The following is a 20,497-nucleotide window of genomic DNA, read 5'->3' as shown; positions in this document are numbered from 1 at the left end:
TGTGGTTGAGTTGAATAAGAACGATGCAGCTTTGCAGGATATCGAGTTTATCAAACAATTGATGGCAAGAAATCAGCAAAAGCTGGATCAATCACCTCCGTTTCTGTTCATCTGGGGGACTTATATGATGGTCGGGTTCATCGGCATGCAGTTCAATCATACGGTATGGCCGATGTGGTACTGGGGCATCGCTTCCATCATCGGAAGCGCCCTATCCGCCCTAGTCGGCATGCGGCAATCCCGGGGCGCTGCGAAGCAAGAGGGCGGCTCGATGGGATGGATGTTCTGGCTTCCGTTCTTGATCGTGATGCTGTCTGGTTCTTTCATGACTCTTACGGGTGTGGTTAAGATGGAATATGTGTCGTTGTTCTGGCTTAACCTGATCGGGATCGCTTACGCATCCATGGGGCCGTTGGTCGGCAAGGGACCCGTCATTCTCGGCATCTGGTTCATTGTGCTGTCCGTCTTGATCAAGCTGTTCTTCCTGGATTATCAATTCCTGGCCTTAGGGTTGCTGGGCGGTGGAAGCATGTTGCTCACGGGCTGGTTCCTGCAGCGACGGAGGAGCAGACATGGGTGAGAACATACTGGATGCTATCGACGATGCCATTCATGCCAAGGCGCGCCTAGGGATTATGAGCTTGTTGGCGGTGCATGGCGAGTGCGACTTCGGGTTCTTGCGGAATGAGCTCCAACTGACTGAGGGCAACCTGGGCAACCACATCCGGGTGCTGGAAGAGGCGGGCTACATCGAAGTGAGCAAATCATTTGTTGGTAAGCGTCCCAAGACCACCTGTACTTCCACGAGTCTCGGGACGGAGATGTTTCAGCAGTACATCGCTGGGCTAGAGCGAATTATACGCATGGCCCAAGCGGCTACGCAGAGAAATAAAGAATAGCCGATCAGCCAGGAGGAGACTCTTGGTTTTTTTGCATGGGGCTAATTCGAATTGAAGAAAGTTGGCATCATCCTAACAACAATTGGAAACCGTAAGGGGGAATCTAATCAGAGATCAGCTAGAGGGGGCGGCCGTGTATGCACATGCGTGTACGATCAAAAGGTTTGTGGGTCGGGGTAATGATGGCTCTGATCTTATCTGGGTTAGGCGGTGCCAGAGCTGAGGCGGCAGAGCGCGGAGCCGAGCTGAAAGCCGTATTCATACGTGGCGGAGACTTGTGGATCCAATCCGGGGACACGGAGAAGCAAATGACGCAGGGCGACTATATTCGTCATCCGAAGTGGTCCAAGGACGGTCAATGGATCGCGTATACCAAGGGAGAGAATGAGCAGGAGCTGTGGGTGCTGCATGTTCCCACAGGGGCGAGCCGCATTGTCTCCCCGAAGGGCGGGAGTTGGGCGAACTTCCAATGGGCGCCGGACATGAACCGCCTCGCCTTCCAGACAGAGCAGCAACTATTCTGGGCTGACCCACAGCAGCCGGACAAGCATGTGGAGATAGCTAAGGGGATCGGCAACTATTCTTGGCTGCCAGACGGTAGTGGACTGCTGGCTTCCTCGGCGGCCAAGCTGCTGCCCGATACCGGCTGGACGCCAGTGAGTATCGTCCAGATTCCGCTGACCGCCGCAGGCGAGCCGTTACCGGGCAAGACGCTGTACGTGCTGCCGAAGCCAACGGATGAATTCTTGGCCGTAGGGACGAGCATATTCAAGTGGTCGGCGGACGGTCGCTGGATTGCGTTCCTCGCTACCCCGACGGCTTCGTTGTCGGCGGACAGTAATACGTTGTGCATCCTTTCCGCCGACGGGGCCACATTCCGCAAGCTCGACGAGATGGTCCACAATGACCAGTGGTTCGAATGGGCGGGCGTTGGCCATAAGTTGGCTTATATCGGAGGTATAGGCAGGGAAGCGGGTTCGAACAAGCAACTGAAGGTCGTCGAGATTCCTAAGGGGAAGCCGGCCGCTTTCATTCCTGCAGGTTATGTCGATCAGGGCTTAGCTTGGCAAGGGTTGCATCACATAGTCGTTTCCAGAGCGCGAGAAGCGAAACCGGCCGATGATGGTCCAGCGATCCGTCCGTTTCCTTCACTAGTCGACGTGGAGCTAAAGAAAGAACGGACACAATCGATCACGTCCCCATCGGATGCGCATGGAGATTACCAGCCAACGGTACTGCCTGCACATCAGCTGGCCTGGGTTCGCTCCAATCGGCAAATGGCTCAAGTCATGCTCGCTGATACGAACGGTCGCCACGAACGACTGTGGATTCCGAACATCGACCTCGGCGCGAACTATTACGAGCAGTGGAATTGGAGCGCGGTGCTGCAAATTTACAAGTAGCTGTATGTAACGGGCTTCTCCTCGACCAGGGATTAAGCCCGTTATTCGGGTACAGGGGAACAAGAAGGGGATTTTCACACGAGATCGCAAGCCGAAGTATGCCTCACGAGCTGCGTCGAAGGTGGCAAGCTATTCCGGAGTATGGGTATAAGCAACCGCAAGCTTCCGCTTCAGTCGTAACCCCTGTACAGGAACGCTGAGGAAGATCAGCAGGAAGGCAACCAGATCGATCAATGACACCTTCTCCCCAACCAGGATCACGATCATGATTAAGGTAACGAAGGGCGTGAAGAAGGTAAAGGTGGCGACCAGAGAGGCAGAGGCATATTTCAACGCGCGGAAGTATAGGAAGAATCCTAGCACGATATTGCCCATGCTGAGCCACAACACACTCAGGAAATCAGGGACATGGGGCGCGCGATAGGTGGAGAAGGCAAACAGTGCTCCTATCGAGAGAATGAACGCGGTCGCCGTAATGAGGCTGTTGCTGAGCAGCATGTCCTTCTTGTTCATTTTGACCAGGTTGGTGAACAGCCCCCAACAGACGGCAGCCGCAATCGCCATCAGATCGCCCTTGAGGTTGGTGAAGCTGAGGTTCGCCCAATTGCCCTTCGTGACCAGCAAGAGGGTGCCTGAGAACCCTAGGCCCATGGAGAGCACCTTGCCTAACGTCAATCGTTCCTTGTGCAGGGGAATAGCGAACAGGACGATGAATAGGGGGAACAAGTAGTTCAGCATCGAGGCCTCCACTGCAGGCAGCACCTCCAGCGCCTGGATGTACAAGAAGTCGTACAAGAATGCTAGAATGCCGCAAGCAACCAACAAGACATAATCTTGTGCCCTCCAGGAGAATAGCTCCCTTACGGTTGCCTTGACGATCAGAATGACGCTGAACGCGACAAAGGCTAGACCATACATGAAGAACAAGACGTTATAGCTGTCCATCCGGACCAATATCAACTTGTTCGTCGCGGCAAAAGAACCCCACATCAGCAACAGCAGGGGCATCAGCACATAGGGATTGGTGGTCGTCCAGAGCTTGTTCGGTTTCATTCGGGGATCAACCACCTTCCTACATTTCTACAAGTGCAACAAAAGCCGCAGGATGTCTGCGGCTTTTGCTTTTGTATAAGGGTAAACTCCGTGGGTGATGAAGACTATACCAGTGTACCAGCAGCAGCTGGAGATTTCCAGTCATCTTCCAGTCCGAGACCGGATAAATCAGCGACCGTATTGGCTTTCTCGGCTTCGTACAGACGCCAGATGACGCGTAGTCCTTGAAGACTGGTTGGTCCGTCGGTCATAGGTTGAGCCCCTGTGCGGATGCATTCGAGGAAATGCAGCGTTTCGAACTGCGTTTGCTTGCCGGCATCGGTTTCCTCGAACAACACTTGCATCTTGGAGGAGGTGTCCATATTCGCCTTCTCCTTTTTGATATGGGAATGCAGGTACAGCTTGCCTTCTGCACGGTTGTACTCGAGCATGCCTTCGGAGCAGTGAATGTGGATGCTGTAGCCGAGTCTGGAACCGCGAGCTCCCCACGTGCCGAAGTGGTAAGCCAGCTTACCGCCTTCGAATTCGAAGGTCACATTGCTTGTCCCTTCTTGCTCCATCCATGGGGTGGTGAGGTTCGTGCCCATATGAGTGCCCTTGACCGGTTTGCCGAGGAACCATAGCAGCAAGTCTACATAGTGGCAGCCGTGGCTGAAGAACTGGCCGCCGCCGAGCCGCTTGGCGGATTCCGCCCAATGACCGGGTGTATACTTCGTGAATTGCTCCGTCCAGATGGACATCTGGAATACTTCGCCATAGGTCTTGGCGTCGATCAGTTCCTTCATCTTCTGAATGACCGGCCAGAAGCGGACGGGGTAAGCGGTCATCAGTACGCGGGATTCCCGCTCGGCCGTTGCGATCAGCTCCAGGCATTCCTGCTCGGTGTTGCACATCGGCTTCTCCATCAATACGTGCTTGCCTGCCTTCAGGCAAGTCATGCCCACCTCGAAATGAAGGTCGTGCGGCAGGGCGATCAATACGGCGTCAACGTGGCTCAACAATTCACGGTAGTCGGTAACGGCAAGATCAGCATGAACTATGGCTGCTGCTTTCTGCGCTCGTTCCAAGTCGATATCGCACGTGGCGGTCACGGTCATCTGATCAGCCAGTTCCAGAAACCCGTTCGCATGGGAACCGGCCATGCCGCCGCACCCGATAATCCCTAATCTAATTTTCTCCATTCTACTTCATCCTCCCAGACCTGTATTTCGTTCTCGCTACCTATTATAATAAGCTTACCGGGACCGACTGGCTTTGCCCTTCTGGTCGCACGTTTTGCATTTTTGGTCGAGGGATAGGTCGTGGCGAATGAAAATTTATGAGAAATACCCTTTACTGGTAGAAATGTCGATTGAGAAAATTATAACGTTCTATTATATGGAAACGAGCAAGCAGTTCTACACCCGCGGCGAGAAGCACGATTTCTGGGAATTCGTGTATGTCGACAAAGGGGAAGTCAATGTATTCACCGACTCCAATCGGTTCGAGCTGTCCCAGGGCGATATTGTGTTCTACAAGCCGAATGAATTCCATAGCGGGCATTCGAGGAATGGCGGGGCGCTCAACTTGATCATCATTTCGTTCGAGTGTACTGCGCCGTGCATGGATTTCTTCGAGGGCAAGTCGTTCCGGTTGGAGGAGAGTGAGCGCATGATCTTATCGCAGTTGGTGCGGGAAGGGCTGGAGGCGTTCAATCCGCCTATTGATTCGCCACTTATCCGTTACCCGCGAAGACGGGAGGATGCGCCGTTTGGGTGCGAGCATCTGATCAAGAACTATTTGGAGATCTTGCTCATTCGCTTGATTCGTAAAGGCGTACCGGTTCGGCCGGACCGACCGCCGACGGTGGGCGCGGAGAATAAGGACAGTGAATTGATAACCCAGATGATTGCGTTCATGAACGAGCATTTGACGCAGGAATTGGCACTGGAGCACTTTTGCAGCCGATTCTCTATGGGACGGACCGCGCTCAAGACGAAATTCCGGGCCAAAACCGGCGTAGGCGTGATGGAGTATTACAACAAGCTCAAGATCGAGCGGGCCAAGCTGCTGATGCGCGAGGAGGAGTTCAACTTCACGGAGATTGCGGAGCAGCTAGGTTACAGCGGAGTTCATTATTTCTCCAGGCAGTTCAAGCGCGTGACCGATATGACGCCGACTGAATATGCCCGTTCGGTTAAGGCCAGGTCGGGGCGTAGCAAGCCGGAGCAGCGGTCTTGAGCTGGTTGGATAATAGTATTGGCCTTGGCTGAATGTGTGGATGTGTGAATATAATGCTCATGTGCTTTGATGCGCAGGGGTGCCGCACTCATGTATGTTCGGGTTGTAGGTTGCGGACATAGGATCCGCTATTTGCGGATTTTTTGCTGTAACGGGATGGTTACGGACTACAGATCCGCTAATGGCAGGAAATCGGGGTGAAAGGATGCGAATAAGCTCGAATAGCGGATCGTGTGTCCGTAAGGCTCCCTAGCAACCTTCAAATTCGAAAATAACGGAAGTACGGTCCGTAACTGAAAGAGATTGCGATAGCGGTGCAAAAAGAGAGAGACGTCGAGCAAGGATAGTAGGAGACAGTCACTACTATCTGAACGACCGCACACATCATCGGTGTCAGTCATCCGAATGGACCGCTACAATACGACTAACGGATCCAAGTGAACGGCAGAACAAAGCAGGGTGCTTTCAGCGAATGATTCGCATGAAGGCACCCTGCTTCATTACAGCTGAATACTAGACTACGCGTTGGAACTGGCTGCTATACAGGTCATAGTAGAAGCCGCGCGCACTCAGCAGTTCCTGATGTGTACCTCGCTCGATCACCCTGCCTCCATTCATAACCAGAATCATGTCTGCGTCCTGAATGGTACTAAGCCGATGTGCGATAACGAAGCTGGTGCGGCCCTTCATCAGTGTGTTCATCGCCTCTTGAATGTGCATCTCCGTGCGGGTATCGATGCTGCTCGTCGCTTCATCGAGGATGAGGATGGACGGATCGGCTAATATCGCTCTAGCAATCGTCAGAAGCTGGCGCTGACCGTGACTCAGGTTACCGCCCTCCATGCGGAGCGGCGTGTCATAACCCTGCGGCAGCCGGGTGATGAAGGAATCTGCGTTCGCGAGCTTGGCAGCCGTCTCTACTTCCGCGTCTGTGGCATCCAGGCGGCCGAACCGGATGTTCTCTCGGATCGTACCGGAGAACACATGCGCATCTTGCAGCACCATGCCGAGTTTATGGCGCAGGCTGTTCTTATCCAGATTGCGGATATCCAACCCGTCGATGGTAATCGAACCTCCGTCAATGTCGTAATACCGCGTAAGCAAATTGACGATCGTTGTCTTGCCGGCTCCCGTCGGTCCTACCAAGGCAATCTTGCTGCCCGGTGCTGCCGTGAAGGAGACATCGGTCAAGATCGGAGCCTCTCGCTGATAGGCGAAGGAAACGTGATCGAAGACGACCTCTCCTCGTAGCTGGGGACATGCGATCGTGTCCCGGTCCTCTGCGTATTCCGAACGAAGCTCCAACACGTCGAACACGCGCTCGGCTCCCGCAATAGCAGCCTGGATCAAGTTGTATTGATTCGCCAAGTCACTGATCGGACGGCTGAACTGCCTAGAATACGTCAGGAAGCTGACGACGACACCTACCGTGGTCCAATCGCGGAATACCATCCATCCGCCAATGGCGGCGATCAGGGCGAAGCTCAGGTTGTTCACTACGTTCATCACGGGTCCGACCAAGCCAGAGACGATCTGCGCCTTAATGGCGACGCGATTCAACCGCTCGTTGATGCCTTGGAACTGTGCAACCTTCTCATCCTCCTGGCGGAACAAGCTGACGACCTTTTGCCCGCTGATCGTTTCTTCTATGAATCCGTTCAACTCACCCAAGTGCTGTTGCTGGCCTTTGAAATAGTTGCGACTAAGCCTTGTAATATGCTTCGTGGCGAACAAAACTAAGGGAATGCTGATCAACGCCACGAGTGTGAGCGGAATATGGAGCAGGATCATAATCAGAAGCGAACCTGCGAGCGTGATGATACTCGTCAGCAGCTGGGTTACGCTCTGATTGAGCGAGTTGGACACGTTCTCGATGTCGTTCGTTGTGCGGCTCATCAGCTCCCCGTTGCTATTCGTATCGAAGAATCGCAGCGGAAGCTCCTGGTACTTGTCGAACAAATCATGTCGCAGCGCCTGAACGGTCCGTTGGGATACACCCGTCATGACGTACACTTGAACCCAAGTCAGCAGAGCACCCAGCCCATATATAGCGAGCAGGATCAGGCAAATATGCAGGAGCCCGCCGTAATCGCCGGGAATGATCGTATCATCGATCGCCTTGCCGATCAGGAACGGACCGATTAGTGCCATCAGTGAGCTTAGAATGGTGAAGATGTATACAATAACGAGTTGCTTGCGTTGACGGCTTAAGTACGCCCATAATTTGCTCAATGTGGCGCCCRTATTCTTAGGACGAACTTTGGGCGCGGGTGCACCACGGCCAACCCCTGGACCTACGTGGCCGGGGAATAAGTTAGGCGTACCTGCACCGCCAGGAGAGCCATGTCCGGCTGGTCCCCGGGTCGTCTCAGACTTGGTCGAATCAGACATGAGGAATTCCCTCCTTATTCCATTGGGATTGGTAAATCTCCTTATAGATGGGGCTGGAACGCAGCAGCTCCTCATGGGTGCCCATAGCGGCGATGCTCCCGTTGTCCAGCACGAGAATCTGATCGGCGTCGATGACAGATGAGATACGATGCGCGATGATCACATTGGTGCTGGATTGCATCCGTTGCCGCAGCGCCAGCTGAATCCTGGATTCGGTACCCAGATCGACAGCGCTTGTACTATCGTCGAGGATGAGAATCTTCGGGTTCAGCAGCAGCGTTCTAGCGATCGAGAGCCTCTGCTTCTGCCCCCCGGATAAGTTCACGCCCTTCTGGCCGAGTATCGTGTCATACCCATCAGGCAGTTGTACGATGAAATCGTGCGCCTGCGCAGCCATTGCCGCGGCCTCGATCTCAGTCAAGGTAGCAGATGGATGGCCGAAGCGGATATTGTCCCGGATCGTGCCGCTGAACAGAACGGCTTGCTGCAGCACCATGCCGATCTCCCTGCGCAGATGGGCAAGCTCCATCTGGCGTACATCGACCCCGTCGATCAGAATGCGTCCGCTGGTGACATCGAACAGCCGTGGAATGAGATGAATGAGTGTGGACTTCCCGGACCCTGTTGCGCCGAGGATCGCAAGCGTCTGTCCAGGGGCTACCTTGAAGCTGATGTCGCGAAGGGCGAGATCGTCCTCATAGGCGTAGGATACGTGCTGGAATTCGATTCCTCCGGCCTGAATAGCAGAGCTTACAGGATGGGGTTCATCGGTAATTTCCGGCTCTTTCGCGAATACTTCCTGGACGCGGTCCGCCGATACTTTCGCGCGCGATACGAACGTAAGCATACTGCTCAGCCCTAGCATGGCCATCAATAGTTGCGTTACGTAATTGATGAACGCGATCAGACTGCCCACGGCCAAGTCGCCGTCCCAATGCTGCAGCCCGCCGTACCAGAGCACGGCGACGATGCTCACATTCAGGATGAGCGTCATGAGCGGCATGTTCAGCGCGATCACCCGGGCAGCCTTGATGGCGGTCTGCGTGTAGCTATGATTCGCTTGCGCGAACCGGCTGCGTTCGTATCCGGCGCGGACGAAAGCTTTTACAACGCGAATGCCGGACAAATTTTCCTGCAGCACGGTATTCACGCCGTCGAGCTTGGCTTGCACATTGGTGAATAGCGGCAATGAAGCGCGGATAAGTACATATAGAATAACCATAAGCAGCGGAATGGATATAGCCAGGATGAGCGTCAGCTTCAGGCTGATTGCAATGGCCATCACCAGACTGCCGATCAATAGCAGAGGAGATCGGACGAACGCACGCAGAATCATCTGGACGAACGTCTGCAACTGGACCACATCGTTCGTAAGCCGTGTTATTAGAGAACCTGGCTTCAGCTCGTCGAGATTGCGGAAGGAGAACCGTTGTGTTCTGCGGAATAGATCGTTTCGCAAGTCTTTGCCGAAGCTCTGGGACGCGATGCTGGCGAAGATCGAACAGCCCACTCCTCCGATGAGTCCGATTAGGGCGACTGTGATCATCAATAGCCCGGTTCGCTGTATATGCGGCAGGTCGCCCTTCATGATTCCCTCATTCACAATGCTAGCCATCAAGAGAGGCTGGAGCAAATCCATGGCAACCTCCAGAACCATTAAGAGCGGCGCCAACAAACTGGATTTCCAGTACGGGTATAGATAAGTTCTTAGTCTCCACATTACGTTCACCTCTAAGGCTTGGAATACGATTCCGATTCAAACTCGTTAATCTATTATGGTAACATATATCGGATTCAGGTCAATATGGAAAAAATCTTGGCACTTACTCATTGTCCTATGCACCTAATTAGACTCAACGCGCCAAAAAACCTGACCCATGAACCAGTCAGATTATAAGTTGAGTCTATTTGAAACGGCACATAGATGCTGACATTCCACAGACTCCGCTGTGCTAGAGTTGGTGCAGATCGAGCAAGTATTTGTTGCCGGATACGGTTAGGATTCGCCTCGTCTGCAGCTCATTCAGCACTTGGAACACCAGTGGCTTGGACACGCCAGCGAGCTGTGACAACTCATCGTAATTCAGATTGATCTCGATCCTCACGACAGTCCCAGCTCGGCTACCGTGATCGTTAGCCAGCTTGACCAAGTTTTTGACGACGCGTTGCTTAGCATCCATATAGGTCAGGTCATGCACCTGCTGATTCGTCTCGCGCAGCCTCCCGCTTAACTGCTTCAGGATGCTGAGATTCAAGTCGAAGTGATTTTTGAGCAGTCTCTGGAAGTCCTGAGCGGCAAGCGAGATGATGGTCGTTTCCTCGATCACCTGAGCTGTCGCCGACCTGGGTTTGCCGTCCAGCAGCGCCAGTTCACCGAAGCTGTCCCCAGCGGTAAGAATCGACATGATTTTGTCTTCGCCCTGTCGATTGGACGTGTAGATCTTCACCGTACCGGTTACGACCAAGTAGAATACGGTGCCAGGCTCGTTCTCGCGGAACAGGATCGTTCCAGTCTTGTAAGTTCGGGTCGTGCACTTGCTCGCGATACTCTGAAGCTGGAATTCGTCCAAGTCGGAGAACAAGGAAATGGCACGAAGAGAATCAATCATGAGGAACCTCCTTTATTGTGGGGTTTATCTAGGCACACTGCCGTCCCTTCCCTCATAGGATGATGGAGCATGATGTAAGGGGGAAGCGGAATGAAGGAAGCGGCGTATGATCCGAAGATGTCGATATTCTTAGCGGCCGTCTGCGGGCAAACGTATACGCAATTCGACAACGCCGACGGGACATTCATCGTACCGAAAGACTATGAGGTGGTGGCCACCTTCAAGGGCGAATCCTTCCACGGTGTACAAGAGTGGTTCGGCTATGTAATGGAGTCTACCGATCGGATCATAGTCGCCTTCCGGGGCACAAGCTCGACAACGGACTGGATGGCTAATGCGAGAGCTAGGCAAGTGAAGTACAAGTATGTAAGGGATGCGGGTTGGACGCATTGTGGCTTTACCGACATCTACAGCTCACTACGTGCAGCCGTTCGAGCGGCCCTAAGTGCTCTCCCGAAGCACAAAACCCTCTACGTAACCGGGCACAGCCTGGGCGGTGCGCTCGCAACCTTATGTGCGCTCGATGTCGCCGTGAACACGGCATTCGATTCGCCCCGCGTGTACACATACGGCTCGCCCCGAGTAGGCGACCCCGCATTCGCGAAGACGTTCTCTAGCACGATCGGCTGCAGTCATCGGATTGCGAACCAGTACGATGTGGTCCCACATCTACCGCCAGCCCTATTCAAGATTCCTCGGCAGGATACGACTTACTACTATATGCATGTTAAGGATGTGTGTCCGCTTCAATTCCAGGGTGATTCTATCTCCGCCAATCATATCATCGCGGATTACTTCCAAGCGCTATCCAAGTTCGACCCCGTCTATACGAAGCAGCTGTGTTCAGACAATGCTGGGTTTTGCCCGTGCTGATTGATTCGTTCTCCTATTAGTATAGTTGAAAATGGTCTGTGTAGTAAGGGAGGAGTGGTAAAAAAGTCCTATTTTCTTTGTTCGGGCAAAAACAAGTTTGGTTTGTTGCAAATACCCGCAGAACATGCCATTCTAGTAAATAGAACGAACCTGTTACTATACTAACCTCAATTTTGCTGAAGCGGTCGTATAAGGGGTATTTCTCCTTCACACCGTACATGATGGAGAACGGTGTGCCTGCGTATAAGCAAGCGCTGGATAAATTCAAATGCATGTTAATGGAGATGTAACATAGAACAATGCCCGTCCGGTCATCACTCGGACGGGCATTGCTGGTTTATGGCTTAAATAATTGTTTCGCCGTCATACGAGGCGATGATCTTGTATAGGTCAGGTCGACGGTCGCGGAAGATGCCCCATTCGATCCGCTGCACTTCCAGCTGATCTAGGTCGAACTCAGCGACGAGCACCGTCTCGTCCGAGCGGCCGGCTTCGGCGACCATGTTCCCTTGCGGTCCGGCGATGAACGACGAGCCGTAGAACGTAATCGAGGAATCGCCGTCATCCTCAACACCAACCCGGTTGGAGGCGACGACAGGGATGAGGTTGGACGCGGCGTGTCCGCGCATGCACATTTGCCAGTGGTCCTTGGAGTCGATGCCGCCGTCCTGCGGCTCAGAGCCGATCGCGGTCGGGTAGAACAGCAACTCCGCGCCCATCAGCGCCATACAGCGAGCGGCTTCCGGGTACCATTGATCCCAGCAGACACCAACGCCGATCTTGCCGTAGCGGGTGTTCCACACCTTGAAGCCGGTGTCGCCTGGGTTGAAGTAGAACTTCTCTTCGTAGCCCGGGCCGTCTGGAATATGGCTCTTGCGGTATTTCCCCAGAATGTCCCCGTTCGCATCAATGACGGCCAGCGAGTTGTACCGCGCGTAATTCTTCTTCTCGTAGAAGCTGATCGGCAGCACGACCTGTAGTTCCTTGGCGATATGCCGGAAATGGTTGATCGCTTTGTTATGCTCGAGTTCCGTGGCATATACGTAATAGTCGGACTTCTCCTTCTGACAGAAGTAAGGTGTCTCGAATAGTTCCTGCAGCTGTATAATCTGAGCGCCTTGCGCGGCCGCTTGTCGGACGAGCGCTTCGGCTCGGCTAATATTGTCGTCTATGTGGCTGGAGCAGCTCATTTGCGTTGCCGCTACTTTAACATTTCGCAATCTAATCCCTCTTTTCCACTTATACTAATACTTCCTGTATTTCCTTATGCGTTTCCCGCCGGCATCTGCTGGGTCGTGCAGTGGACGTTGCCGCCCTCCTTGATTATCGCCATACCGTTCACCTTGCGAATGCGCCGTTCCGGGTACAGCTCTTGCAGCACTTTCTCAGCCAACCGGTCGGTCAGCTCCGCCGTGCCCCCGAACACCGGCAATACGATGCCTCCGTTGACGAAGTAGAAGTTCAGGTAACTGAGCGTGAGCCGGTTATCATCGAACGTCGCCATAGGCGGCTGCTGAATCGGGATGATCTCCAGGTGTCGACCCTGAGCGTCCTTGGCATCATATAAGATGCGCAAGTTCTCCTGCGTGATCGCGTAGTTCGGATCTTCCGGGTCGTCGCATACTTGCATAATGACTTTGCCAGGAGCGGCGAAGCAAGCGATATTGTCCACGTGTCCGTCTGTCTCGTCACCGTCCAAGCCGCGCTTCAGCCAGATGATCTTGCTCACATTCAGATATTGCTTCAGGTAGTCTTCAATCTGCTCGCGCGATAGATCCGGATTGCGGTTCGGATTCAGCAGGCATTCTTCAGTCGTGATGAGTGTGCCTTCGCCATCCACGTGAAGCGAGCCGCCTTCCATCACAAGTGGTGCGTCGAATTGGCGGTTGCCGTACTTCTCCATAATCTGCGGGGCGACGCCGTCGTCGAGATCCCACGGGGCATACTTGCCGCCCCAGGCATTGAAGCGCCAGTTCACACCCGCCACATCTCCGGCGCTGTCCACAACGAAGGTTGGCCCGTTGTCGCGGAACCAGGCGTCATTATGCGGAATCAGCAGGAACTCCACATTCAATGCATCCGTATCGCGGAAATATGTTTTCACTTGCTCGGCATCCGTCGGATTCACGATGAGCGTGACGGGCTCAAATTCGGCAATGGCCTTGGCAATCTCGGCGTACCCCTGGCAGACGGACTCATAATCGTCCGGGAACACCATGGACGTCTGGACCGGCCAGGACAGGAAAGTACGTGTATGCTTCGCCCACTCAGGGGGCATGGAATAGTTCAGCTCTATTGGTTTCATCAGGCATCTCTCGCTTATCTTTATCATAGTGTGGACAACAGTCACAGGTCCGTAATCATCATATAACAAATAAACGCCCGTCTCAATACGGATGACTTGCGGCCAGGCAGGAAGGAGTCACAGAATGGGCTTTTATGGTATGCTAAGGAGAGGCCGTGTGTGGCCGTTACCAGTACAATAACTTAAATCAAGCCAGTAGAAACGGGTGCAAGTGAAACGATGGGCGTATCCGACATCATGTCCTATATGACAGAAGACAATCTCAAGAACTTGCTGGACCAATTCAAGTCGCTCGGGCCTGTGCCAGGCATCCTGTTAACATTCATGAAATCATTCATTCCGCCGCTGCYGACGATTCTGATCGTAGGGGTGAACGCGGCGGTGTACGGCTTATGGCTCGGTTTCCTGTACTCCTGGATCGGGATGGTGTGCGGTTGCCTAGTCACGTTCCTGATCGTGCGGCGGATCGCCGGTCATCCCTATCTTGAACGTTGGGCGCGTAAGCCCAAGGTGCAGAAGAGCATGCTGTGGGTGCGTCGCAATGCATTCAGCTACGTGTTCCTGCTCAGCATGTTCCCGATGGGGCCGTTCGTCGTGATCAATATGGCGGCGGGACTCGCCCGGATGCCGGTGCGGTCGTTCCTGATCGCAGTTCTGTTCGGTAAGGGAATCATGGTGCTGGCGGTATCCTACATAGGTCACGACGTAGGGCGGTTCATGCGCAATCCGTACGAATTAATCTATGTGGTCGTATTCCTGGCCTTGTCCGTGTGGATCAGCCGGCGAATCGAATCACGGTTCACACGAAATGAGACGGAGCGTACCGATCGGCAGGAAGAGGCATTCTAAATCATCGACGAGGGGAGCTCGAGACGGTTGGCGATCAAGGTTATAATAGCGGACGATAATTCGTTCATCCGGGAAGGCATGAAGATCATCCTGGGGACGTTCGCAGAATTCGAAGTATTGGCTACCGTAGACGATGGCCAGGAAGCGCTGGACTATTGCCTACAGCATGAGGTGGATGTGGCGCTGCTCGACATTCGTATGCCGAATATGAATGGTGTGGAGGCGACCCGGCTCATCGTCGAACAGACGAGCACGAAGCCGCTTATTCTCACGACTTTCGATGAAGACGAGTATATCCGGAGCGCGATCAGGAATGGGGCCAAAGGGTATTTGCTCAAGAACAACGATCCGGAGCGCATCCGAGATGCCATCGTCAGCGTCCACAACGGGAACAATGTGCTGCAGGATGTCGTGCTGGAGAAGCTTAAGTCGAGCTTGACCGAGGAGAAGCAGGAAGTATCCAAGATTGACGCGAGTTTGTTCACAGACCGCGAGAACGACATTATGGCGCTTATCGCCAAAGGACTATCCAACAAGGAAATCTCGAAGCATCTGTTCATCTCCGAAGGGACGATTGCCAACTACATCACGTCTATTCTCGGCAAAACAGGGCTGGAGCACCGGACACAGATTGCGATCTATTATTTGACGGGGAAAGGGAATGAGTCGAGGACCTAGCCATGGAAATATGGATCATTATTACGAAGCTGATCGTGTTACTCTACATTGTAGTGTGCTATATTCTCGCAGAATGGACGGACATCCCTTGGGTCGTATTTGCCCTCCTGCTGTATATTTCCTTGAATCTCACCCTTTCCATCGTGAAGAAGCAGCAGGTCAAGGGGGTCATTACCCTTGTGTCGATCGGGGTGACGGTTGTATTCCATGCCTACATTCATCCGCTGTTCATTCTGCTCCTACCAATCAGCGTGTTCGAATTGTCGGCCTATATCCATAGAAACTGGCAGCTTCTCGTGCTTGCCCTTCTTCCTGTCGTGTTCCTTTCCTCCGATCTGCGAACGCTGTATGTGTTGATAGCAACGCTGACGTTCATGATCTTTCTCATGACCCAGGTGTACTCGTCGCGGCTGCTTAAGCAAGAACAGTTGTTGAAGACGATGAGGCTGGATATGCAACGTTTAACGACCAGCTTGAACGAGAACCACGCCTACATGCAGCAATCGGAGTATACGATCAAACTGGAGGAGCGCAACCGGCTGTCTCAGGCGATTCACGACCAGATTGGACATACGATGACGGGAGCGCTCATCCAGATGGAAGCGGCCAAGCGGTTAATGGCTACCCAGCAAGAGCAAGCCGGACAGCTGCTACAGAATGCGATTCATATATCCAAGGAAGGGATTGAGAGTATCCGGCTCACACTGAAAAATCTCAAGCCCCCCCTCGAGCAGCTCGGCATGAATCGGCTGAAGCTGTTCCTTGATGAATTCGCGACCCGTCATGAGGTGCGCACGTCGCTTGTACATAGAGGTGAGCTTGATGTCATTACCCCCATTCAGTGGAAAATTATTCAGGAGAACACAACAGAAGCGCTGACCAATGCGATGAAATACGGCGAGCCCCGGAACATTTCCGTAGAGATTACGGTACTGAATCTGTTCGTCCGAGCGGAAGTTCGAGACGACGGTGTAGGTGCGCACAAGTTCAAGAAGGGGCTTGGCATCATTGGGATGGAGGAGCGGACGGCATCTGTGCACGGTACAGTTATCGTTGACGGCACAAACGGTTTCTCGGTCACAACACTCTTGCCGATTGGTAAATGAAGGATCTCATATACACAACATGAATATTCTCATGTCGAGAAGATGAACTTCTGCACTGACGCAGGTTCATCTTTTTATTTTATACTTACAGCATACTAATTCTTCCTTGAGGTGAGCGCATGAACGTGTTGGAGATTAAGAAATTAACGAGAAAGTTCGATGACTTTATTGCAGTGGACCATATGTCCTTATCGATAGCGGAAGGAGAGATCTTCGGATTTCTCGGAGCGAATGGAGCGGGCAAGAGCACGACAATCAATATGATCGCAGGCCTGCTGCGCATCCATGAAGGTGAAATTCTTATATTGGGCCAGAACATCGTCAAGAACAGCCGATTCGCTAAGATGAATATTGGTGTCGTGCCTCAGGAAATTGCGATTTACGAAGAGTTGACTTCTTACGAGAACGTGCGGTTTTTCGCTGGTCTGTACGGATTGCGGGGAGCAGAGCTGCACAGCCGAACGTTGGAAGCGTTGGAATTCGTGGGACTTGGCGACAAGCACAAGAGCTACCCGAAGAACTTCTCAGGCGGGATGAAGCGCCGACTCAATATCGCCTGCGCTATCGCGCACCGGCCGAAGCTGATCATTATGGATGAGCCGACCGTTGGCATCGATCCGCAATCTCGGAACTACATTCTCAATTCCGTGCGGAAGCTCAATGAGATGGGCAGCACCATCATTTACACGAGCCACTACATGGAGGAAGTCGAGGAGATTTGCACGCGAATCGCCATTGTGGATCATGGGAAAGTGATTGCGGAAGGCACGAAGGAGCAGTTGAAAGCGATTATTACGAACACGAAGGACGTCTGGATCGAAGTCAAATCGACTGATTCCTTGAATGAGGAGGCGCTCAAGGCCATTCCTGGAGTCAAAGCGGTTAAGATCGAGGAGAATCAAGTGAAGATTAACTCGGAAGTAGCGGTCAACAATTTGAACAAAATCATTCAACATTTCATTGCGAACGGTATCGAGATCCGGTCCGTGGAAGAGCAGGCGCCTAACCTGGAGACAGTGTTCTTGACATTAACAGGACGGAATTTGCGGGATACAGCGAATTAGAGAAGGAGGAGACCCAGTGAATATTTGGCATATAGCAGCAAAAGAAATCAAGCGGGATTTCCGGGACGTCCGTACCTTCATCTTCATGCTGGCGTTCCCGATTGTCCTGATGCTCATACTTGGCTCGGCGCTTTCGAACGCCTTCAACAGCACGATCGAGATTGGCGAGATGAAAGTGTTGTACAAAGACACAAGCAGCGGCCCATTCTCCCCTTACTTCGAATCGTTCGCAAAGGAGGCGGGCAAGTCCGGTATTCAATTCGAACGAGCTGCTGCGGAAGTGGACGGTGTGAAGGAGGTCGAGGATAACCGTTACACCAGTTATTTGGAAATAACGGGGCAAGGCGTTCGCTTATACGGAAGCCCGAAGAGCAGCATCGAGAGCAATATTGTACAGGGGGTGCTGAGCACCTTCGTCGATCAATACAACGTCGCAACGGAAGTAGCCAAGGTCGACCCCAAGGCAGCGGCAGCGGTATTCGGTACACCGGGTACGAATAAGTACATTCAGGAAACCGCGCTTAATTCAGCGAGGCAACCAGGCGCCATGGACTATTATGCTGTAACGATGACCACGATGATAGCTCTCTACGGTGCGATGTCCGCCAGCTTCCTGGTGCAGGGGGAGCGGAACCGCCGTACGGGAGACCGACTCCTTGCCGCTCCGATCAGTAAGGCGGAGATATTCATCGGCAAAGTACTCGGCAGCATGATCACGAACTCGTTCTGCTTGCTCATCGTTGTCCTGTTCAGTAAGTATGCCTTCCACGCTTATTGGGGGGACAACATCTTTCAAGTGATCCCCGTCCTTGCCACGGAAGTGCTGCTGGCTGTCAGTTTCGGACTAGGTGTGAGCTATATGGCCGGAGGAGCGGCTCGCATGGTCGTGCTGGTCGTCGTGCAAGTCGCTTCCTTCCTCGGAGGGGCTTACTTCCCGACTGATAACGCTGAAGGTATCGGTAATCTCGTGACCCACTTCTCGCCTCTGCGTTGGGCCAACGATGCCATGACGCAAATTATATACGCCAACGATTTCTCTGCGGCAATTCCCGCTATCAGCTTGAACGTTGTTCTTGCCGCCTTGTTCTTGCTCGTCGCTAGTGTATCCATGAGAAGAAGGGAAGGCCTCTAAGATGAAGGATCTGATATGGCTCATTAAAAATAATATAAAAGTCGCATTCACGAGCAAGAGAAGCTTCCTCCTGTACTTCGGACTGCCGATTATCGGCGTGCTGGTCTCCATGCTGCTGTACGGCGGCTCGAGTGAGATGACGACGCGGGTCGGCATCGTCAATCAGGATAATGCTGCACTTGCGATGGACACGATTAAGTTTATGGAAGGCCTGGACCATATGAAGGTAACCGTCATTCAGGAGCCGGAGATGGAGAACTTGCTTGCCTCCAGTAAGCTGGACAGCGTGATCGTCCTGGAAGCGGGCTTCGGCCAAAGCTTACGAGACGGGAATCCCGGTCATATTCGCCTCGTCTCTATCAAGGGCGCACAGATTACGACCTTCATCAAATCCTACTTATATAGCTATATCGACAATGTAGCGGCTATCGGCCGGACATCCAAGGGGGATAGCGCTACGTTCGACAAAGTGTACGCCGGTTATCGGCAATCCACCTTCAAGCTAACGACATCCACGGTCGAGGATACGTCCGTGACGAAGGCCATGACGTACCAGACGATCGGATTTTTAATTACCTTCATGTTGTTCTCCGCTGTTAATTTATCCGAGATGATCTTGAGGGAAAGGGAGAGACGGACGTACCTTCGGCTGATGTCATCACCGATCCATGCGAGGCAGTACGTCGCTTCCAATGTAGTCGTCAACCTCTTCGTCATGACGGTGCAGATCGTAGTCACGCTGCTTATGGTTCGGTATGTGTTCCATATCGACACTGGCGTTCCCGTAAGGAGTATGTTCGTGATGATGATGTTATTCGCCTTGACCGCGATTGGCCTGTCGCTCGCCATCGTCTCGTTCGCGAAGAACACGAACGGGGCAGGGGCCATGCAGAATCTGATCATTACCCCGACCTGTATGCTGGCGGGATGTTTCTTCCCGGCGGACATTATGCCAGCCACGGTCAAGAAGATCGCCGAGTTCCTGCCGCAGCATTGGCTGCTCGATGCCATCACACGGATGCAGCAGGGTGAAGCGTTCAGCAGTCTGTACTTGCACATGCTCATTCTATTGGCCTTCGCGCTGGCCTTCTTCCTGCTCGCGGTGTATAAGTTCGGCAAGAACAACGATACGCGGAGCTTCGTGTAGGGGGTAAATTCCCTTATCCCTCTATAACCCTATGAATAATTATTCACGAGAACCATATCATCGGACAGATACCTAGGTGGGTAAAATAAGAAACAGCGGTCGTAACAGACCGCTGTTTCTCAGTCACTTTTATTAAATATTCCAAGCTGTTCTTTCAATGCATGCTGTAGCACTTGGGAGAAATTTAGCTGGGCTTTATTGGCTTCTAGTTCCAACCAACGAGGTAATGTTACGTTCTTTGTGACGGATTTGTTTAATTGCTTATCACGGATCAGGCCTGTACGAACCTCGACTAATGTATAGAAGCCTTCCGGGACGGGCGTCAGCTTAGCAGGATCCGAAGGTTTAGGGATTTCATCACCATCCTCCTCCATACCATACAAGTGCAGGGCTAGCACTTCTTTTGCCATATAAAGAGATTCCTCAAGCGAGTCACCTTCGGTTATGCAGCCAGGGAGATCAGGGAAAGTAATCGTGAACCCAGGTACACCCTCTTCTGATTCAAACAATGCAGGAAACACGTATCTGTCCAATCTATTTCACTCCTTCTGGTAGGGGCTAGGGAAGCCCGGCATCCTTCATAATGGATCGTAATGTTTTAGGTTTGAAGTCTTTTCTTGGGTGCGGTATCGAAAGCTTATGCCTAAAGGATGGATGCTTGAAGTGATGATGACTTCCTTCAGCATGTGTAAAAACCCAGCCACGTTCCTGAACCAATTGGATCAGCTCCCGCGAAGAATAACTTTTCACCGCGCACCTCCTAATAAT

At 52.8% G+C, this 20,497-nt stretch carries 20 protein-coding genes; 11 read left to right on the top strand and 9 right to left on the bottom strand.

Features of this window, described 5'->3' with window-relative positions; translation table 11 throughout:
* Nucleotides 1-10: 10 nt before the first annotated feature.
* The 3 genes from AC1DWB_RS00925 to AC1DWB_RS00915 all read left to right on the top strand — a co-directional run bounded on the left by AC1DWB_RS00925 (nt 11) and on the right by AC1DWB_RS00915 (nt 2,302).
* The gene (locus AC1DWB_RS00925; protein ID WP_477539132.1) at nt 11-580 is read left to right on the top strand and encodes a hypothetical protein; all 570 of its coding nucleotides are present in this window, start codon (nt 11-13) and stop codon (nt 578-580) included.
* Nucleotides 573-899, top strand: a complete 327-nt coding sequence (locus AC1DWB_RS00920; protein ID WP_477539131.1) for a winged helix-turn-helix domain-containing protein — start codon at nt 573-575, stop codon at nt 897-899. The genes AC1DWB_RS00925 and AC1DWB_RS00920 overlap by 8 nt, the downstream gene beginning before the upstream one ends.
* 137 nt (nt 900-1,036) lie before the next feature.
* Nucleotides 1,037-2,302: a TolB family protein gene (locus AC1DWB_RS00915; RefSeq protein ID WP_477539130.1), complete on the top strand. Its 1,266-nt coding sequence runs from the start codon at nt 1,037-1,039 to the stop codon at nt 2,300-2,302.
* Nucleotides 2,303-2,431: 129 nt separating this feature from the next.
* On the opposite strand, the gene AC1DWB_RS00910 is transcribed toward AC1DWB_RS00915, so the two are convergent.
* Both AC1DWB_RS00910 and AC1DWB_RS00905 read right to left on the bottom strand, forming a co-directional pair.
* Entirely contained in the window at nt 2,432-3,355 is a 924-nt protein-coding gene (locus AC1DWB_RS00910; RefSeq protein WP_477539129.1) for a DMT family transporter, read from the bottom strand.
* Between the two features lie 104 nt (nt 3,356-3,459).
* On the bottom strand, nt 3,460-4,536 hold the full coding sequence (locus AC1DWB_RS00905; protein ID WP_477539128.1) for a Gfo/Idh/MocA family protein: 1,077 nt from the start codon (nt 4,534-4,536) through the stop codon (nt 3,460-3,462).
* A gap of 127 nt (nt 4,537-4,663) precedes the next feature.
* Here AC1DWB_RS00905 and AC1DWB_RS00900 point away from each other — a divergent pair, with 127 nt between their 5' ends.
* Nucleotides 4,664-5,575 (top strand): helix-turn-helix domain-containing protein, encoded by a 912-nt coding sequence (locus AC1DWB_RS00900; RefSeq protein WP_477539127.1) that lies wholly within the window; start codon nt 4,664-4,666, stop codon nt 5,573-5,575.
* A gap of 513 nt (nt 5,576-6,088) precedes the next feature.
* Here AC1DWB_RS00900 and AC1DWB_RS00895 read toward each other — a convergent pair.
* The 3 genes from AC1DWB_RS00895 to AC1DWB_RS00885 form a co-directional block, all read right to left on the bottom strand.
* Nucleotides 6,089-7,966 (bottom strand): ABC transporter ATP-binding protein, encoded by a 1,878-nt coding sequence (locus AC1DWB_RS00895; protein WP_477539126.1) that lies wholly within the window; start codon nt 7,964-7,966, stop codon nt 6,089-6,091.
* The gene (locus tag AC1DWB_RS00890; protein WP_477539125.1) at nt 7,959-9,686 is read right to left on the bottom strand and encodes an ABC transporter ATP-binding protein; all 1,728 of its coding nucleotides are present in this window, start codon (nt 9,684-9,686) and stop codon (nt 7,959-7,961) included. The genes AC1DWB_RS00895 and AC1DWB_RS00890 overlap by 8 nt, the downstream gene beginning before the upstream one ends.
* A gap of 232 nt (nt 9,687-9,918) precedes the next feature.
* Nucleotides 9,919-10,575 carry a Crp/Fnr family transcriptional regulator gene (locus tag AC1DWB_RS00885; protein WP_477539124.1) on the bottom strand — a complete coding sequence of 219 codons (657 nt, stop codon included), beginning with the start codon at nt 10,573-10,575 and terminating at the stop codon, nt 9,919-9,921.
* Between the two features lie 90 nt (nt 10,576-10,665).
* On the opposite strand from AC1DWB_RS00885, the gene AC1DWB_RS00880 reads away from it, so the two are divergent.
* A complete protein-coding gene (locus AC1DWB_RS00880) occupies nt 10,666-11,448 on the top strand; it encodes a lipase family protein (RefSeq protein WP_477539123.1) in 783 nt (260 codons plus the stop codon).
* Between the two features lie 344 nt (nt 11,449-11,792).
* Here AC1DWB_RS00880 and aguB read toward each other — a convergent pair whose 3' ends face one another.
* Nucleotides 11,793-12,668: an N-carbamoylputrescine amidase gene (gene aguB, locus AC1DWB_RS00875; protein ID WP_477539122.1), complete on the bottom strand. Its 876-nt coding sequence runs from the start codon at nt 12,666-12,668 to the stop codon at nt 11,793-11,795.
* Nucleotides 12,669-12,712: 44 nt separating this feature from the next.
* On the bottom strand, nt 12,713-13,753 hold the full coding sequence (locus tag AC1DWB_RS00870) for an agmatine deiminase family protein (RefSeq protein WP_477539121.1): 1,041 nt from the start codon (nt 13,751-13,753) through the stop codon (nt 12,713-12,715).
* Nucleotides 13,754-13,972: 219 nt separating this feature from the next.
* Between AC1DWB_RS00870 and AC1DWB_RS00865 the strand changes: the two genes are divergently transcribed.
* The 6 genes from AC1DWB_RS00865 to AC1DWB_RS00840 all read left to right on the top strand — a co-directional run bounded on the left by AC1DWB_RS00865 (nt 13,973) and on the right by AC1DWB_RS00840 (nt 19,729).
* Nucleotides 13,973-14,602 (top strand): TVP38/TMEM64 family protein, encoded by a 630-nt coding sequence (locus tag AC1DWB_RS00865; RefSeq protein WP_477539120.1) that lies wholly within the window; start codon nt 13,973-13,975, stop codon nt 14,600-14,602.
* A gap of 27 nt (nt 14,603-14,629) precedes the next feature.
* Complete coding sequence (locus tag AC1DWB_RS00860) at nt 14,630-15,280, top strand: response regulator transcription factor (RefSeq protein ID WP_477539119.1); 651 nt, start codon at nt 14,630-14,632, stop codon at nt 15,278-15,280.
* A 2-nt stretch (nt 15,281-15,282) separates the two neighbouring features.
* Nucleotides 15,283-16,386: a sensor histidine kinase gene (locus AC1DWB_RS00855; RefSeq protein WP_477539118.1), complete on the top strand. Its 1,104-nt coding sequence runs from the start codon at nt 15,283-15,285 to the stop codon at nt 16,384-16,386.
* A 119-nt stretch (nt 16,387-16,505) separates the two neighbouring features.
* Complete coding sequence (locus AC1DWB_RS00850) at nt 16,506-17,450, top strand: ABC transporter ATP-binding protein (protein ID WP_477539117.1); 945 nt, start codon at nt 16,506-16,508, stop codon at nt 17,448-17,450.
* 16 nt (nt 17,451-17,466) lie between these two features.
* Nucleotides 17,467-18,582, top strand: coding sequence for an ABC transporter permease (locus tag AC1DWB_RS00845; RefSeq protein ID WP_477539116.1), 1,116 nt, complete (start codon nt 17,467-17,469; stop codon nt 18,580-18,582).
* A gap of 1 nt (nt 18,583) precedes the next feature.
* Entirely contained in the window at nt 18,584-19,729 is a 1,146-nt protein-coding gene (locus tag AC1DWB_RS00840; protein WP_477539115.1) for an ABC transporter permease, read from the top strand.
* 119 nt (nt 19,730-19,848) lie between these two features.
* On the opposite strand, the gene AC1DWB_RS00835 is transcribed toward AC1DWB_RS00840, so the two are convergent.
* On the bottom strand, nt 19,849-20,262 hold the full coding sequence (locus AC1DWB_RS00835; protein ID WP_477539114.1) for a type II toxin-antitoxin system HicB family antitoxin: 414 nt from the start codon (nt 20,260-20,262) through the stop codon (nt 19,849-19,851).
* A 25-nt stretch (nt 20,263-20,287) separates the two neighbouring features.
* Nucleotides 20,288-20,479 (bottom strand): type II toxin-antitoxin system HicA family toxin, encoded by a 192-nt coding sequence (locus tag AC1DWB_RS00830; RefSeq protein WP_477539113.1) that lies wholly within the window; start codon nt 20,477-20,479, stop codon nt 20,288-20,290.
* Between the last annotated feature and the right edge of the window lie 18 nt (nt 20,480-20,497).

The sequence above is a fragment of the Paenibacillus sp. P4_E11 genome (assembly GCF_056401635.1).
The sequence above is the reverse complement of the archived record's forward strand: the minus strand, read 5'-3'. Positions and strand labels throughout refer to the sequence as shown.